The sequence below is a fragment of the Paenibacillus sp. FSL H7-0714 genome (assembly GCF_038003765.1).
Lineage (GTDB): Bacteria > Bacillota > Bacilli > Paenibacillales > Paenibacillaceae > Paenibacillus_AQ.
In genome coordinates this window covers 3,628,884-3,646,284 of the sequence record NZ_JBBOPT010000001.1, presented here as the reverse complement: position 1 = coordinate 3,646,284, position 17,401 = coordinate 3,628,884, and the positions used below count along the sequence as shown (strand labels likewise).

15 protein-coding genes are annotated in these 17,401 nt (G+C 44.9%); 3 read left to right on the top strand and 12 right to left on the bottom strand.

Annotation, left to right across the window (positions count from 1 at the left end; all coding sequences use genetic code 11):
- Positions 1 to 212: 212 nt before the first annotated feature.
- The 5 genes from NST34_RS16155 to NST34_RS16135 all read right to left on the bottom strand — a co-directional run bounded on the left by NST34_RS16155 (position 213) and on the right by NST34_RS16135 (position 9,687).
- Entirely contained in the window at positions 213 to 3,509 is a 3,297-nt protein-coding gene (locus NST34_RS16155; protein WP_445667666.1) for a chitinase N-terminal domain-containing protein, read from the bottom strand.
- Positions 3,510 to 3,929: 420 nt separating this feature from the next.
- Positions 3,930 to 4,418 (bottom strand): YfbM family protein, encoded by a 489-nt coding sequence (locus tag NST34_RS16150; RefSeq protein WP_076299813.1) that lies wholly within the window; start codon positions 4,416 to 4,418, stop codon positions 3,930 to 3,932.
- Positions 4,419 to 4,751: 333 nt separating this feature from the next.
- Positions 4,752 to 6,020, bottom strand: coding sequence for a cytosine deaminase (locus NST34_RS16145; protein ID WP_076299812.1), 1,269 nt, complete (start codon positions 6,018 to 6,020; stop codon positions 4,752 to 4,754).
- Positions 5,989 to 7,266, bottom strand: a complete 1,278-nt coding sequence (codB, locus tag NST34_RS16140; RefSeq protein WP_341128278.1) for a cytosine permease — start codon at positions 7,264 to 7,266, stop codon at positions 5,989 to 5,991. Before codB ends, NST34_RS16145 begins: the two co-directional genes overlap by 32 nt.
- Positions 7,267 to 7,764: 498 nt before the next feature.
- A complete protein-coding gene (locus NST34_RS16135) occupies positions 7,765 to 9,687 on the bottom strand; it encodes an AraC family transcriptional regulator (protein WP_341128277.1) in 1,923 nt (640 codons plus the stop codon).
- Positions 9,688 to 9,846: 159 nt separating this feature from the next.
- On the opposite strand from NST34_RS16135, the gene NST34_RS16130 reads away from it, so the two are divergent.
- On the top strand, positions 9,847 to 10,422 hold the full coding sequence (locus NST34_RS16130) for a dihydrofolate reductase family protein (RefSeq protein ID WP_076299809.1): 576 nt from the start codon (positions 9,847 to 9,849) through the stop codon (positions 10,420 to 10,422).
- 161 nt (positions 10,423 to 10,583) lie between these two features.
- Here the strand turns inward: NST34_RS16130 and NST34_RS16125 are convergent, their stop codons facing one another.
- From NST34_RS16125 to NST34_RS16100, 6 genes are all read right to left on the bottom strand, one after another.
- Positions 10,584 to 11,531 (bottom strand): ABC transporter substrate-binding protein, encoded by a 948-nt coding sequence (locus NST34_RS16125; RefSeq protein ID WP_076299808.1) that lies wholly within the window; start codon positions 11,529 to 11,531, stop codon positions 10,584 to 10,586.
- A 28-nt stretch (positions 11,532 to 11,559) separates the two neighbouring features.
- The gene (locus NST34_RS16120) at positions 11,560 to 12,606 is read right to left on the bottom strand and encodes an NAD(P)/FAD-dependent oxidoreductase (protein WP_076299807.1); all 1,047 of its coding nucleotides are present in this window, start codon (positions 12,604 to 12,606) and stop codon (positions 11,560 to 11,562) included.
- Between the two features lie 25 nt (positions 12,607 to 12,631).
- Positions 12,632 to 13,936 carry an NtaA/DmoA family FMN-dependent monooxygenase gene (locus NST34_RS16115; protein ID WP_341128276.1) on the bottom strand — a complete coding sequence of 435 codons (1,305 nt, stop codon included), beginning with the start codon at positions 13,934 to 13,936 and terminating at the stop codon, positions 12,632 to 12,634.
- A gap of 215 nt (positions 13,937 to 14,151) precedes the next feature.
- Positions 14,152 to 14,949, bottom strand: coding sequence for a helix-turn-helix domain-containing protein (locus tag NST34_RS16110; RefSeq protein WP_341128275.1), 798 nt, complete (start codon positions 14,947 to 14,949; stop codon positions 14,152 to 14,154).
- Positions 14,950 to 15,087: 138 nt separating this feature from the next.
- Positions 15,088 to 15,372, bottom strand: a complete 285-nt coding sequence (locus NST34_RS16105; protein ID WP_341128274.1) for a HesB/YadR/YfhF family protein — start codon at positions 15,370 to 15,372, stop codon at positions 15,088 to 15,090.
- Between the two features lie 23 nt (positions 15,373 to 15,395).
- On the bottom strand, positions 15,396 to 15,755 hold the full coding sequence (locus NST34_RS16100; RefSeq protein WP_370510539.1) for a HesB/IscA family protein: 360 nt from the start codon (positions 15,753 to 15,755) through the stop codon (positions 15,396 to 15,398).
- Between NST34_RS16100 and NST34_RS16095 the strand changes: the two genes are divergently transcribed.
- Together NST34_RS16095 and NST34_RS16090 are read left to right on the top strand one after the other, a co-directional pair.
- Positions 15,748 to 16,062 (top strand): hypothetical protein, encoded by a 315-nt coding sequence (locus tag NST34_RS16095; protein WP_341128273.1) that lies wholly within the window; start codon positions 15,748 to 15,750, stop codon positions 16,060 to 16,062. The two genes, NST34_RS16100 and NST34_RS16095, sit on opposite strands and share 8 nt — an antisense overlap.
- Before the next feature lie 232 nt (positions 16,063 to 16,294).
- A complete protein-coding gene (locus NST34_RS16090; RefSeq protein WP_341060852.1) occupies positions 16,295 to 16,960 on the top strand; it encodes a helix-turn-helix transcriptional regulator in 666 nt (221 codons plus the stop codon).
- A 233-nt stretch (positions 16,961 to 17,193) separates the two neighbouring features.
- On the opposite strand, the gene NST34_RS16085 is transcribed toward NST34_RS16090, so the two are convergent.
- Positions 17,194 to 17,385: a hypothetical protein gene (locus NST34_RS16085; RefSeq protein ID WP_076299803.1), complete on the bottom strand. Its 192-nt coding sequence runs from the start codon at positions 17,383 to 17,385 to the stop codon at positions 17,194 to 17,196.
- Positions 17,386 to 17,401: the final 16 nt, after the last annotated feature.

Here is a 17,401-nt window from a genome sequence, read left to right as displayed (position 1 = left end):
GTATCTGAAGTGCCGCCTTGACGACATATTCAAAGTGTAATCAACTAAGATGTACTCATCGTGACGACAATATGAACGGAATATGAACAAGTCAAAAAGGAGGCGTTATATCTGAAAGATATAAGCACCTCCTGGAGACATATTTAGATCAACAGCAAATCGGAATGCAACACCTTGGAATACTTCTTACAAGATTTAAAACGCTCATCGTATTATTTGTTGACGGTTACCTTGATGATATCACTTAGGGTCTCTCCCGCTGCATTAACCAGCTCCGCCCGGTATTCATAATTGCCGGAAGCGCGACCAGTGACGTCAGTTGTAGCGCTCTGCGCCGAAGGCGTGTTGGCGTTTAGCGCTTGCGTGTCGATCAGTTGCCCGTTCTCATAAAGGCGGTACTCTGTGGCATTAGTGCCCCACCACAGATTCATCGTAACTTTATAAGAGCCATCTCCGTCCCAGTTGTCATGGGCCAGGACCGGTTTGCCCGGTGCGGCATCGCGGATCGTCACCGTGAGCGGCTGGCTCTTGGTTGTGCCGTATTTGTTGGTTAGCTCCACTGTGTATATATAGGTGCCATTCGGCTTACCGTAAAGCGCTGTGCTTGCCGTCTGCGCGGAAGGAGATACATCCTTCAGAGACTTGGAATCGATCAGTGTGCCATTCTCATAAAGCTTGTAGCTGGTAGCGTTATTGCCCCACCAGAGGTTCATGGTGACGGTAAAGTTACCGTCACTGAGTCCATAACCGTAGCCGCTGTTCGAAGACAACACTGGCTGTCCAGGTTTGTCAGTTGCAAGCGCCGCTCCGCCAGTAATTTGGAACGTGTAGCTCTTTTCGGCAGTGTTGCCTGCGGCGTCGGTCACGACGTAGTTTACAGTATGGGACCCGGCACCCAGCTCCGCAGCATTCAGGGTCTGTCCGTCAGCTACGGGCTGTCCATCCAGCAGAAGCTGCTTGGAGGTGACGCCAGACAGATTATCTTCGGTAGCCAATACAAACTTAAGCTGGGCCTCCTCCTCCACATCTCCGACCGCATGACCGGACTCCGTCAGCTCGGCTGTCGGTGAAACCGTGTCGATATTAAGGCTCAGTGTCTTAGTTTCTTCCGCCTTTCCCTTGCCCGAAACCGCATGATAAGACAGCGTATGCCGTCCATCTTTGCTTACGACCAACGGAGTGCTGTATACGCCTTCCGCACCGCCGTTCAGCGAGTAATAAACTTTAGCTGTATCGGAGTCGGCCTTCAGGGTTACTTCGGTGGGCTGGTTCAACCAGCCGGCAGCGTTCGGATTTGCCGACAGGGTTGCCGTCGTTACCGGAGCCCCCACTTCTTCCACAATGCTGAAGTCTCCGAGACTTCTAGGTTTTAGTTGGTATACGTCTTTGAAGATCGCGGCTACGCCCGTAATATCGAGCTTCTGTCCTTCCGCATAAGGGAAGCTGTCTTTCGTGATGCCCGTCCGGGCATCCACCCGGATGTGATTGCTTGTCCCGTCATCGGCGATGGCGTCAAATTCAAAGGAACCGCTTGGAGTGGCTGTGATAATATTCGTCACTTTCACGTCTTTAAGCTTGAGCAGCTGACCTTGATTGGTATCGTTCACAGCCGGCACGTCAACGGACTCGGGCAGCTTCGCAGTGCCGCTCTTCTCGATCTGCACAACTTCGGTCAACTCTAGCTCCGAATTGTACAGCGCCGTGGACGCTGTTACCTTGACCGTGTCGCCGGCATGGAAGCCACTTTGGCTCTGGTAGACATAAAGTCCGCCGGTCTCATCCTGCAGATAAAAGGTTTGCCCGCCGAAAATACCCGGCTCAGTCGTTACGATCCCCTCAACCGTCACCAAGGATCCAACAATCTTGGTCCGGGCTTCGCCGATGGAAACGGTCGCTGGAATCGGATCTTCCTCGTCCGGAAGCGGTTCTGCTGGGACGTTACCGAGCGTTACTGATTCGGTCTTCAGGTTCGTTCCGTTCTGGCGCAGACGCAGATTGGATGCAGCCGTGGTGCCCGGTTTGATCTGTACGGTCAGATCTTTGTAGGCATGGCCGTTCAAGTCTGAAGTCAGGCTAAAGTTGGCGCTGTAAGCATAGCTACTCGGCCAAGTGCCGTCACTGTTCTGGATCTTGGCGATCTGGGCACCGCTACTCACCTGGTAGATACCCAATTGGAAGCCTGATACGCTCGTATTGGCAGGGAGATTATCTGCGCTGACACGAATCTGGAAATCCTGCGCGTTCGGCAGCACCGTTTGGTGCGTGAAATTGTACACCGCACTTGCAGTAGCTGCCGGTCCGCCGTAAGAGCCCGCCTTGTAGCTGGTGCGGTCAAACCATTTGTAGCCGGCATTCGGAGCGGCCCATGGCTCTGGCTGAGGCTCAGTGGAAAGCGCCGGCTCTTCGAACGGCAGCAGCTGCGTCGGCTGATCCAGCGTCAGGCCACTTACCTTGGTGAAATCCGTATAGCTCTCTTGTTCGGCGAGCCAGTTAACCGTGTTCACCAGGAGCTCAGCATCGTCAGCCTCCTTGAAGCCATCGTAAGTCGTTTTTTTGGCACCGGTATCCTCGCGCAAATACTTCGGCGTGGCATCCTCGACTGGGGAGGAGTCGCCGAGAAAGGCGGCTTTGCCGGCACCTTTTTTCGCCACGGCCACATAAGGACCTTCCGCTACGCCGCCGCCATTGTAGACACCTTGGTCCACCGCGTTGCCCCAAGCATTGTTGGTTTTCGGCAGATAGACGATGCCCTTCGCTCGGGTCGGGTCGAGGATTGCCAGCGTGGAGCCGGCATGCATGGCTACACTTGATACTCCTGATGTAATACCGAAGGCCTGATCGGGAGCCACGATGTTGGTGGCGTTAATGTCACCAAGCGCATTGAAGCGGAACCGGACACCGAACTCTTCCGCCAGCCAGTCGGAGCTGACCACGCCTTGCATTGCCGCGGAACCGGCCTCTTCAGTGCTCATGCCTTTGGCCGGGTTGTCCCAAGCTCCGCGGCGGTAACCGTTGAATGCCTCATTGCCGTCCCAGCGGTTCTTATTGCGGTCCGCATTGTAATGATCGCCGATGAAGAAGATGCTGCCGCCGTTCTCCACGTATTCCGCCATAGCTGCCTGCTCGCTGGATTTATATGGAATGTTAGATTCGGCCACGACGAAGACGTCATAGCTGGAAAGATCGCCTAGCGTAATCGGAGTGGTCTTACGAAGCTCTTTGACGTAATAGCCTTCTTGCGCAAGCGCATTACCAAAATCGGAAAAAGCGCCATCAATAACCCAGTCGGCCGCTCCGGCCGTCTGCGCGTGGGTATTGTCAAACAGAATTTTCTGGCCTGCATGCTCGTTGACCACTTTGGCTTCAATGAATGGGGCGGGGTCGCTTGGCCCCTCAGCGTATATTGCCGAGCCGGCTCCGAATGCGAACAAATGCAGGGGTACGGCAACAGATGCAACCAGCATGCTTTGTAGCAGCTTCTTATTCCAACCTGAACGCTTCTCCTTCATATTCATCCTCCTTAAGATATAGATCGGTGGATTTTTCCATAATTGTCCACCGCTTTCGTCTAATATGCTATCTCATAAGGATTAGGAAAAACATAGATTTTTGTAAAGTGTTGTAAATTTATACTTTCGGCCTATACAGTGGGTGAAAACAAGGTCGAATCTTGGAAATAAGCTATGAAAAAAGTCTTAGTGATACTGGAGTTTAGGTCCGGAACGTCCTAAGTGATTCTACAAAAATATAACAACTTTCAGCGGCAAGTAAAGTAATAGACTGACCCTAGAATTAAAACAGCGACAAAACAGCGACAGCAAAGGACGAAAAATATAGTCCTAGACTGTCGCTGTTTAATTGAACTAACGTTTCATGTTAGTTTAGCACTATTTGATATATTAGCCCCTGAATGATTCAAATTATTGGAATCAGAAAATATAGAAGATGAGACCTTTGCCCTTCGCTACAGTTTGACTGTAGAAACGCCGGATTTCGTTAAAATGCTGAAGCATGTAAGCAAAGAACTCGTCCTTATCCTCGTCTGAAACAGTATCAGGATCTAGAGGATATACCTCGTTCTTGACCATGGCCGGGAAATTATACCGCAAACGGAGCTGTGCTTCAACCAGCGTAGACATAGCCTGAAGCGCTTCTGCAACTTGCTCGGCACGTAAGGAAAAAGCCCCGTATGAGCCAAAATCGATGGCTCTTTCTGACGTCAGTGGAACAACATAGCCAAGAGGCGCATCTCCATCGGAGATATCTCCACAAAGCAAGTAGTGAATCGCCTCCCAGGATCTATCAATGTCCAGTCCGGGATAATCGTCTATTTTCAAACTCTTCAATGCAATGTCTCCTACTGCGATTTTCTGCACCAGATTGTCATCCATTGCAAAGTAATAACCACGCATTCCCATGTTCTCAACCTTCTTTCCATTTTTAACCCCATAAATTTCCATGCACTGTTATTGTAAACTGCCTGTTAGCTGAGTGAAACATCGTCTATTGAAAAACGGTTATCACAACCAATATATAAAATCCCACTTTTTTCTCTTTTGAATGTACTTATAACAAATTTTACTGTGCTGAAGTACTGATTCATGAACTGTGTCCTACACTAGACACTAAAAAATCCCCCCATGTATACAGGAAGAGTTCACAATCACGTGATCTCATATATTCCTGACTATCATGAAGGGATTTTTGGCTAAAAAGTAGGCTCTGCTTGATGGAGCACATACTTCATTCGATTATTTATTGAAAGTAATCTTCTCCGAACCGTTCTCAAGAATGATCGAAGTGTCCCGCGGCTTTGTTTCCGCGATTTTGCGGCCGGCTCTGAACGAATAAAGTACTCCGGCCTGTTTACGAATGGTCTCATACTCGTTCTCTGCTTCAAGAACGATGAAGTTGGCAGGTTTACCTACTTCAATGCCATAGATATCCTCGATATTCAACGTTCTTGCGCTATTTTTCGTAATAAGATCGATTGAATTTACGATTTGATCGTATCCGAGCAACTGAGAAGCATGAATACCCATGTGCAGCACCTGAAGCATATTGCCTGTGCCAAGCGGATACCATGGATCAAAAATGTCATCGTGACCGAAGCATACATTAAGTCCCGCTTCCAGCAGTTCTTTGACGCGAGTTAACCCTCTTCTTTTCGGATAAGTGTCAAAGCGTCCCTGCAGATGGATGTTAACCAGAGGATTGGAGACGAAATTTAGGTCAGCCATCTTCAGTAATCTAAACAATTTGTACGTATATGCGTCATTGTATGACCCCATCGCCGTCGTGTGGCTTGCTGTCGTACGGGAGCCAAGCCCGCGTTCGTAAGCTTCTTTGGCTACAACTTCCAAGAAACGGGATTGCTCGTCATCGATTTCGTCGCAATGGATATCGATCAGACGGTCGTATTTTTCAGCGAGGTCAAACGCAACCTTCATCGAGTCAACGCCATATTCTCTTGTGAATTCGAAGTGTGGAATACCACCCACCACGTCAACGCCCATTTTCAGCGACTCTTCTAGTAATTCCACGCCGTTCGGGAAGGAGTGAATACCTTCCTGTGGAAAAGCGACAAGCTGGATGTCAATGAACGGTGCCATTTCTTCTTTTACTTCAAGCATCGCTTTTACGGCGGTCAAGCTTGGATCAGTAACGTCTACATGTGTTCGTACATGCTGGATACCCTGCGCGATCTGCCACTTCAATGCAGTTTTGGAACGCGTTTTGACGTCTTCATGCGTCAGGAAGGCCTTGCGTTCTGACCAACGCTGGATGCCTTCAAACAGTGTTCCGCTCAAATTCCATTCCGGCTCACCTGCTGTTAACGTTGTATCCAAGTGAATATGAGGTTCAATGAACGGTGGCAGCACAAGTGAGCCGTTAACATCAATTACTTCCTCATTCGCAGTTAGTTCCATTGATTGCGTGATAAGCTCAAACTTCCCATCTTTCACAACAATATTCCATAAACCTTCTTTACCCCGCAATTTTGCGTTCTGTATAATCATTTTTATTCCCCTTTTCTTTGGATTCTTTCTTAGCAACGATCAGCATTATCACGGTGTATACAACCGCTGTTCCAATCAGTGCATTAAGTGGTGTTATTCCTGGAGCCAGCTGGGCGAAGGCCACGCCGATAACCCAAGCTACCATCGCGATCCAGTTTACATTTTTGAAGGTCATGTCGGCAAATGGTTTATAGTTTCTGCGCTTCACAATAAAATAGTCTGCGATGATGATGGCGCCGATGGACGGGATCGCCGCGCCCAGCACATTCAGGAAACCAACGAAATTGTTGTACATCCACATGGCAAATACGGTACCCACGATGCCGTTAACGATAACGAAAAACTTTTTCGAAATTTTAGTGATATTGGCAAAGCCCAGCCCGGAAGCGTAAAGTGCGTTATCGTTAGTTGTCCAGATGTTCAGCCCCAGTACGATGATCGCAGGAATGAGCAATCCTTGCAAGAACATGACCTCCGAGATATCTGCCAAATTATAAGCCATTGCGCCGACTGCACCGAAGAGAAACATAAGTGAGTTCCCTAAAAAGAACGAAATGACCGTTGCAGTAACCGCCTGCCGGGATGTTCTGGCAAACCGGGCAAAATCGGGCGTCAACGTTCCGCCGCTAATGAATGACCCGATACAAATGGTCAATGCTGCTGCTGCGGTGAGCGACTCTGTTGGTGAGTAATCGAGCAACCCTTGCATACCACCCAGCGTGTTTACTCCTTCGAACACGGAGTAACCACCGAGAATAGCAATGGCCGGAACTGCTATATAACCCAGAATGACGAGCGACTTCATGCCGAAGATGGCTGATGCCGTCATTGCGAGACCAAACACGAAGATCAAAAGGTACACATTCCAGTCCATCGCTCTGGCGACCGGTACCGCGAACATGGCTACACCGACACCGAACCATCCGACCTGTGTGAAGCCCAGCAGGAAAGAAGGAAGGTACGAGCCTTTTTCACCGAACGCATATTTTGCAAGCAAATGCGTGGAAAGACCTGTTTTGGCAGCGATATGTGCCAGTGCTCCGGTATAGATGCCGAGTGCCAGATTACCGGCAAGCACGATTCCAATGAACTCCATGAATGTCAAACTGACCCCTAACGTTCCCCCTGCCAACATGCTTGCGGAAAAGAAAGTGAATGCTAACATGACGGAGAACGTCTTTCCAAAATGATTTCTCTGCGTTTTCGGCACCGCTTGCCACGAAAACTCTTGATCTTGTTTACTCATCAGAATACCCCCAGTATAAAGTGTCCTGATACCAAAAAAGCAGAAACAAAAGAGGCTACTCGTCAGATCAAACTGACAAGTAGCCTCTTTTGTTCATCATAATCCGCGCTAAGACACAGAGCATCCCTTGACGGAATATGCCCTGCTTCTCACGTGATTATAAAAATCCGCTGTCCTTGTCAGCCTCTCTGGACTGAATTAAAGGTACCAGTATTCAATTACATTCTATTATTTTAGAAAAACCTATAGATGTCAATGTCATTAATATCCATTGATATAAATCCTCTTTTGAATGCTGCGCTTGGAATTATTATGTGGATGAGGTCGACCAAGGCACTTGCTCATAGTACAAAGCCTTATGTGGTACCGGACAACCTCACTCTCGGAGTTCCTCCACTTCCTATCAGGAACGGCCTGATCCACAGTCCAAACGGAGCGGTTATTTAATTTATTCAGGAGGTGGATTCCGTTTCGCTCAGATGTGCCATATCTATTAAATTATTTAGTAGTGCCAAGTAATAAATTAACAATCGTATCCAGCTGAAGCTCTAATGAAAAAGGATCCTCCATTACGAATTCATCATGATAATTATCGCCATACAAATAAACTTTGCCATTTTTCACTGCAGGGATGCCTTTCCATATGTTACTTTCCATTGCTTTATTGGTTGCATCCGCATCGCCATTATATACAAAAACATAATCACCTAAATATTCTGGAAGCACTTCAAGTGAAATGGATTCAAACCCCTCTGCCATATTTTTGGCACTTTCTGTTGGAGGCAGCTGCAGCATATTGTATATAGTGGAAGAACCATAATTTCCGCCCTTTGCCGCTAAGACGTACACGGCCTTTTGTGAAAACTGAACAATCGAAACGGTTTCCCCTTCCTTGATAACCCCGGTAAGTTTCGACTTTGCTTCAGCTACTTTCTGTTCATATTCCGTAATCCATTCTTCTGCTTCTTTTTCTTTTCCGAATATTTTGCTTACACTCCTAAATTTATCAAGCGGCCCTGCGGTTGTTAACCCCTCCCAATAAGGCAGAAAAACAGTCGTTCCAATCTTCTCATATTGTTCTATGTTCTCATCGATTGAACCGATAATTAAGTCCGGATCTAGCATCGTTAATTTTTCCAGGTTTAAAGGAAAATCCCCTAAATCTTCAATTTTCTCGATCGTTTCTTTCGGTATGTCCGCCTTTTCCATCCAGCCTTCATCCAGCATAAACGTTCTTGCTCCGATGGGTACAATTCCTAATTTCAATAAATGTCCCATATATTGGTCAGCCGCTACTCTTTTCGGCTCTGCAGGTACTTCCACATCTCCCTTTGGCGTTGATACTATTCGAGTCTTCGAACTTTCTTCTAATACTGTTTGATTAACGGTTCCATTCCTAGTACTCTGCTCCTTCGCAGCTGTGCCCGTCCCGCTTGAGCAAGCGCCTAATAATAGAGAACCGCAAAGCAGCAAAGCTGCCGTCGTCTGAGATTTTGTCATTTTAAACATATGTAATTCCCCTTTTTCCGTATTATGATAATGATTATCATTATTAATATACTGTTGAACGATGTGTTCAAAAATAGAGGATGTGGGGAAGTTTGATGGACTTTCAGCAACTTTATGTGCCTGTAACTCTCTTGTTCTAAAATGTGCAGGGGATACACCTTTTCTTTTCTTAAAAATTCGGCTGAAATAATAAACGTCTTTATAACCAACGCTTCCTGCAATTTCCCCGACAGAAGCCTCTGTTGTCATTAAAAGCTCTGTTGCCCGTTCAAGCCTAAAACGAATTAAGTAATCAATCGGACTCATACCTGTGTACTCTTTAAACAATGATGACAAATGATAAGCACTGAAATTAAATACTTCCGCAAGAGAATCTAATGTGATTGGCTCCGCATAGTATTCCTGGATATAGGTGATGACTTGGACTGCAACACTTGTTTGTTTCACCTCAGTCTCTTGTCTATGTAATTCTTTTAAAACCTGATCAATGAATTGATAAAACAGTGATTTAACATGGAGTCTCTCTTCTTGCCTGTTCCATTTTTGATGCATCATTTGAATTTTGTTATAAAGTAAAATGGGTGCATCAGGGGAAAAACAATATTGTATTTGGAAGGGATCCTCTTCATGAATCCATGCACGGTAGTAAATGATATAGTAAACAAATTTTTTGCTTGTCGGAACAATATTGAGGGTCGCCCCTTTCCCGCTATGGAGGATTTGAAATCCTGTAAAAGAAAATTCGGCCTGATCTAACTGAACTTGAGCGCTCCCATGTACCGAAAGTAAAAAAATACTGGCAGGAATCTTATATTTTTGAAGAATTTCGCCTTGAACCATTTCAATTTGGCGTACATCCAATAACTTGACGGTCGCTTGATCCCAAAGAAATATTTGATTGTTGATGTGCATAATGACTACCCCTCCGTTATCTGTCTAATGATCATCATAAATGATAACCATTATCAATAACAGTTGTCTAAAGATAATAAAGGTCTAGACTGAAGAAAACTGCTAAAATGTAGTTAATGTATAGTGTAAATATCACTCATGAACAAAGGAGAACTGAAAATGAGAAAACTCGTTCTATTTCTTCACGCATCGCTTGACGGTTTTGTAGAAGGGCCGAATGGTGAAATGGACATTGGCTGGGTTTCCTATGATGCTGATTTGGAGAAACATGCGAAAGAAATTCTGAGTACTGCCGACACTGTCCTTTGGGGACGTGGGACTTATCAGATGATGTATAGCTACTGGCCATCTGTGCCTTCGAACCCATCAGCTTCGCAGCATGAACGGAATCATGCCGAGTGGATCGAAAAGACAGCTAAAATCGTTTTTTCCACGACGCTGGAGAAAGTCGAATGGAATAATTCCAGACTCGTGAAAGAAGATGTCGAGAAAGAGATCAATAACCTCAAACAGCAGCCAGGCAAGGATATGGTTATCCTCGGCAGTCCTAGGTTCGCACACCACCTCATGCAGCTTGATTTAATTGATGAGTATAAAATTACGGTTTCTCCCGTTCTGATCGGCAAGGGATTGCCGTTATTCCAAGGTCTCAAGGAGAAGATCAATCTTAAGCTAATCGAAAACAAAACCTTTGATTCTGGAGCCATAGGCCTCGTTTACCAGACGGTAAGATGACCTTGTCGCTTAAGGTGATTATGCTAACGGGGAACGTTATTGGAACGACAACAGCTGCAATCTAATATTTTATTTTCACCAAACAACAGGTCAAGATATTTATCTAAATAACAAAAATCCGATTGCGCCCAGCAGCGTCAATCGGATTTTTGTATAATAAATTATTGTTCAGCCGCCAATTGCAGGAAATGATCTGCAGCTAAACGGACAGCCAGGATACTTGCGCTGTTTAGTGAATTATCAAAGATAAGAACATGATTGTTTTTTACTGCTTCCAGTGAGTTCCACGCTTTTGAAGTTTCCTTCTCCTTGATGGCCGCCTTTGCGATATCCATATCATGCTGGATAATAATATAATCGGGATTCATGCTGTATAGACCCTCCAGAGAAAGAGCCCCGCCCTCCTCGGGATATCCCTTTGGTGGCAACAACCCAAAGCCCACAGTTTGATTGTAGTACATCGTGTTTTTAGAGCCTTGAGCATTAAAATTGGCTTTTCCATCGACCCGTAGCAAGGCAAAGGTCTTATTTTCAAGACTATTTAACTGTTTTTTCGTATTGGCTATCATTTCTTGTGTTTCCTTAATGGCTTGTTCTGCTAACGTCTCTTTTCCAACAATCTGAGCACACAGCATCGTCGTTTTTTCCCAGGTATCGGTGTAGTCAATTAAGATGACAGGTGCAATCTTATTCAACTCATCATAATTGCTATCAACAGAACCCTTGAAGGTTACAATCACATCAGGCTTTGCATCCATGATCATTTCCAGATTCGCATTGCTATTGCCCAAATCAATAATCTCAGCAGTTCCGGCATAAGGCTGTAAAGTAGCGAAATCTTTCATTGCTTCTGCTGCGTTAGTTGATGCGATTGGAGGCGTATCTAGAGCAAAAAAGTAATCCAAATACAAAGGATGAAGAACCGCTATCCGCTCAGGTCGTGTCTTGAGCACCACTCCATTGTCGCTGGCATCTGTAATTGTTCTTGGCCATCCCGCTTCCTCGATCTTGCCGACTTCAGGTGCAGATGTGACTGAAGTTTCGGAACATCCAGCCAGTAATCCTGCTATTATAATTAAGGATGCAATCCATCCAAATAGTCTATTCATTTGGCTCCCCCTTGAGTTGTTATCATTACTATCTGTATAAATGCTTCATTAAATCACGATTTTTCTGTATGAACAGGTCATTGTGCGAAGACACCATCCCGGTCGAATTTGCCTCCGGCGTGATGTATTGTTTGGCCTGGTTTACTGCATTGGCAGAATCCTGGAACGCTCCCGCTATCAGGTGCAGCTTTCCTTCATGATGCAGAACATCACCTGCCGCATAAATGCCCGGCACGGATGTCCCGCTCATTGCTGATCCTGAAATCCGATGTTCCCACAGATCAATTTTAATTTCACTGTTCACCAGCAGTTCTTTGTCGCGTTCATAACCGTGATTAATGATGACCTCATCAACGGACAGCTCAAATGCTTCTCCGTTGTCATTGCTTTTTAGCAGTACTGTCCCTATTTTTTCGTGATCCGGTGTGGCAATCAATTTTTCGATTGAAGTATTTAACAAGCACACTACGCCATTGTTCGCCAAGCGTGAAATATCGGCTTCATGCCCCTTTAAGTTCTCTTTCCGGTACGTTAAATACACCTTCTTGGCAATCAGGGCCAGTTCGTTCGCCCAGTCAACAGCAGAATGTCCGCCACCCGATATTAGAATAGTCTTCTCTTTGAAGCGGGCAAGTGACTTCACCGTATAATGCAAATTTGTAATTTCAAATCTTTCGGCACCCTCGATTTCAAGCTTGATCGGCTTCAGAATGCCTCCTCCAATGGCCAATATTACAGTTCTAGTGAAATGCTTCCGGTTTGCGGCCGTGTGCAATATAAAGTAACCTGCTTCATCTTCCGAGATGGATGTGACCTTTTCATTAAAAGCAACCTCCGGCTGGAACGTCATCCCTTGCGCAACCATTTGTTCAATAAGCTGCGAGCCAAGAATAGGTTGTAAGCCTCCCACATCCCAGATCATCTTTTCCGGATAAACATGCACCTTGCCGCCAAGTACAGGCTGAAATTCAATGATTTTGGTCTTCATTTCGCGGAGTCCACTATAAAATGCAGCAAATAATCCGGCTGGACCGCCGCCAATAATCGTAACATCAAACATTTCCTCTTCATGCATCGTTCAATCGCCTCAACTCTCTTTTTTATATCCCTAGATGCTCACGAAAAGTGCACCCCGTATATTCACTTCGGAACAAGCCTCTCTCAACCAGCTTCGGTACCAGCTTCTCAAAAAACAGTTCCATAGATTTTTCTGAACCGCCCGGCAAGGCGATGAAGCCATCCATAGCCCCCGCTTCAAACCGCTCAATAATATCGTTCAGTACATCCTCGACTGTCCCGACAGATACCCAATGAGCAGATCCGACAACCTCCGGCCTGTCCAGGATCTCTTTCACTGTAGGCTGGTTTTTGATAATATACCGCCGCAATAGTTCGGCATGTGTCCGGCTGCGGACGGCCTGATTTGAATCGGGTAACATATCAGCAGTTACGCGCCTATCTATGGAATAATCGGTTAAATCAAGACCTAACACCGATTTAAGCGAAGCATGTCTTCGCTCAAGACTTAAATTCGCATGTGCGGTCTTATGTAATTCAAGCGCTTCTTCGCGCGTATCAGCCAGGAAAAAATATAAGCCCGGCAAAACTCTGATGGCATCCGGATCACGTCCCTGCTCTGCCGCTCTTTTTCTCAGATCATTTCTTAGCTCCACTCCTGATTCGATATCCGGCATTGCTGCAAAAATAGCATCTGCAACGGAAGAAGCGAAATTCCGTCCAATATCCGAAGCGCCGGCTTGAAATAGCGGAGGCGTTCCTGACCTGTGAGCAGGCAAAGTAAGCGCTCCTTTTACACTGAAAAATTCACCGGAATGATTTATAGCAGTTACTTTATCCTTATCCGAGAACATACCCGACTGACGATCGATAACAATCGCTTCATTCGGAAAACTCTCCCACAGCTTGCATACAACATCCGTGAACTCTTTTGCCTTGGCATATCTCTCTTCCGGTGAAGGCATAGGTGAATCGCTGAAATTATCGGCGCCTTCAATAGAAGTGACAATATTCCAGCCAGCACGTCCATTGCTCAGCCAGTGTAAAGACTGAAGCTGTCTTGCTACAACATAAGGCGGATTAAAAGTGGTAGAAATCGTCGTCACTAGTCCGATCCGCTCGGTTTCACGGGCTATCGCTGCAAAAAACAATGCAGGGTCCGGACTGCCGAAATTAGAGGAATCCCCTAACATCTGCGGGCTAACATACAGATAATCAGCCCTGAATAGAAAATCGAGCTTAGAATTCTCCGCCATTTTTGCCAAATCAATATAATATTCGATAGACCCCATCTTTTCGACTCCGCTATCCGGGTGCCGCCAGCCGTCTCCTTTCATCCAGGTTGCATTTAAGGACAACCCAATACATAATTGTCTGTTTCCTGTCATATCTACCAGCCTTTCATTTATAAATCAATTTACTGATAATGATTCTCAGTTACAAGGGTGAGTTTATCAAAAATTTAAATAAATTCAAATGTACAAATCTTAAATTCTACATGCATCATTATTTAATCTAAATAAAAAAGTCTGCACTTCTGGTTCATCACCAGTAGCTGCAGACTTAATTCAAGTATAAGAAACTCGATATGTATATTATCTAATTATCTATAGGCAGATGGAGCAACACCGAATTTCTTTTTAAATAATCGGCTGAAATAGAGCGGATTGTCATAACCGACACGGTCCGCAATCTCGTGAATAGGAAAATTGCCTGCTTTGAGTAAGTCACAAGCTCGTTCCATACGATAATTAACGACATAGTCGATTGGACGCAGCCCCGTGTATTTGTGAAAGAAGTAAGAGAAGCGGTTCGTACTCATTGCATGCCGTTCCGCTAACTCACCGAGTGTAAGTGAATTCATATAATGGAGTTTAATGTATGCAAGGGCTTCATCAACCATCTTTTGATTCGGTGAACTGTCGTTCTCTCTGTAACTGCAAGCAATCAGAACCTGATGCATTAGGCTTAAGAACAGCTCTTTGATACGCAGCTTTCCAATTTCTCCGGATGGATGGGTATTCTGATGAAGCATGATTAGTAATTCAATAATTTTTAGATTGGCTCCTGGCTCCAGCTTGAAATGAGAGTCAAATTCGGTAGTACAATTCATTTCTTCTGGCATATCCAATTTATAAAAAAGGGAGTAATACTCAAGCTCTGATTGTCCTATAACCTGCGAATCCATTTGCATACCTGGAGCCGCATGAAAAACTGACCCTGGCCGTAATTCATATACGGTTCCATTCACACGTATTCTGGCTCCCCCGCGAATGATAAACAGAAATCCATGCTTAACGGTGGTAAATTCACTTAATAAACTTTTCGGCTGGATGACTAATCTGCTTCTATCTTCTATATCATAGACACCTTTAGTAAATGCCTTTGCTAATTTGTCCAAATTTATCAATGTTCTGCACCTGCTTCTGTTAAAATCAGATCCCATTCTGATATTTATTTAAAATAGTATAGACAAAAGCGTGCGAAATTGCTAGAAGTGTAGTAGATATTCTACTGTACATTGCACTCAAGAAGATGCTCAGGAGATTTTGGTTGAAAATATGCCGTCTTCATTACAATCAATTTGAAGAAGTTCATCCTGTAAAATCCAAACATCAGTGTTTTCAACAAAGAAATGAAATCCGCTAATAGATTGAACCCATGCGGGATCGATCGGTGTAGCACTTGCATTAATTCCAACAGTGAAGGCATCTGAACCTCCACCGGAATATTTTGCATAAATTCTTACATATTGGCCCTCTTCCAAACCCCATTCATTCTTAAATGAATCCAATGCTTTTTCGGATACTGCAAATGATATCATTCCTCTTCTCTCCTTTCTGCTGTTTAATCACATTTTTTTATTTCGCCACGATAATTGGCCATTCTGAAACTGGCTCCGCATCCACATGAAGCTTTTGCATTAGGGTTATTCATAGTGAATCCGCCTACCATTCCACTCTCTTCATAGTCAATTTCAAGACCGTCAATATATGGGATACTATTCGGGTGAACCAATATACTAAAATCCTTTTTATTTAATACAATGTCCTCTTCTGCCTGCTGTTCATCTACGACTAGGGTGTAGGATAATCCACTGCATCCCCCTTCATCAACACCCACTCTAAGGAATGGATTTCGGATATTCGCACTTAATAAGATTTCGGCGATTTTTTCTGATGCCTTATCACTGACCTCGATGATCATTGTGAACTCCTCCTTCGGTTATTTGTTTTTCAAACCTAAAGATTGGATACCCGTTCCTATCTTGGTATACGTATTGCCTGATGTTGCGGCAGCGATCAGCCCAATGATAATCAAAAGAAGTGCGATAGTGTACGGTACTGCAGGTCCTCTTCTATCTATGATTCGACCGACGACCAGAGTCCCGATAATCTACGCAAGCAGATACGTACTTAATATCCAGCCAAACATGCTAAGGCCGTTCAAATCTACAGCACTTGAAGGGGCAATGGTGGTTACACAGGCCTTCGAATCCAATGGCCATCACTGACAGAATAATACCTATGGATAGTACAAAATAACGTGGGCTGAAAATGCTTTGATGATTAGACGGCATGAAATGTGACTTCCAAGAAAATTGGTATGTATACATCGTATCCGGACACTTAGTAAACATTTTTGTTTATAATGTCTAAGCTACAGTTCAGCTTTGACTTTGTCAACATTTTTGTTTAAAATGTAGTCTGTGATGTAGATTTAGTAGCTTCAAAAGGAGGTGCACCTTGAGCCGGAATCATACCAAAAAGGATGTCTCAACCAAGACCCGAAGAGCGATCATTGATCTATTAAAGCAGCAAGGGGGAATGGATGTTATGGCACTCTCCTCCCAGTTTTCGCTATCTGGAATGGCTATTCGTCAACATTTGAATGATCTGAAAGAAGAAGGGCTGGTTACTAATAAAGAAGAGTCCCGTCCCATGGGGCGACCCACCAAGCTATGGATCTTAACACCTGCGGCCGATCGATTTTTTCCAAGCGGATATTCGGATTTATCCATCAGTTTGATCAATTCCATGAAAGAAGCTTTCGGAAATGAGGGGCTGGACAAGCTGTTGGCTGTTCGAAATAAGAATATGCAAGAACAATATCTTCGGCATCTTGGTGATACAGCAGACGTTAGAGTGAAGCTGGAGAAACTGGCCGAGATTCGAACAAATGAAGGTTATATGGCCGAGGTTAAGGAGCAGGATGATGGCAGTCTTTTATTCATTGAGAAACATTGCCCGATCTGTGAAGCTGCTGCTGTATGTACCGGGTTATGCAAGAATGAGTTACATCTATTTAAAACTGTTCTAGGAAATAATGTTCATATTGAACGGGGGGAGTACATTTTAGCGGGAGGAAGAAACTGTGTATATACGGTTAGGCAAAATAAGCTGCTGTTTTAGCGACTTTTAAAGGGACTATGTTCTTGTCCCTCGATCTTAAAACCAGCGGTACGACGGATGAAAGAACCAGCCGCCTATGAGATTTATGGGAAGTATCTCATTTTTTCAGATTATCGAATACACTACCCCAATGTCCCAGGAATAAGGTGTATAATCAGCAATCACGACCCTCAGATACAAACCCCAAAATCAGCTTCTTCCTTACCGGAAGAAAGCTGATTTACTGGCAATCTCTAAAGATAAGGGTTCCTTGTTAACCCTGCTACCGGTATGCGTTCTTCTGCTGCTGCCCCGCTGTTGCCTTCTTTCTTCTGCAGTACAATCGTGAATTCACCTATGCCCGGAACGTAGATACGTGCTACAGAATGCTCTTTGTCCATGCTCGACAACAGAATCATGATTTCTTCTGCCGATGTTATTTCCATCGTATAATTCACCCCC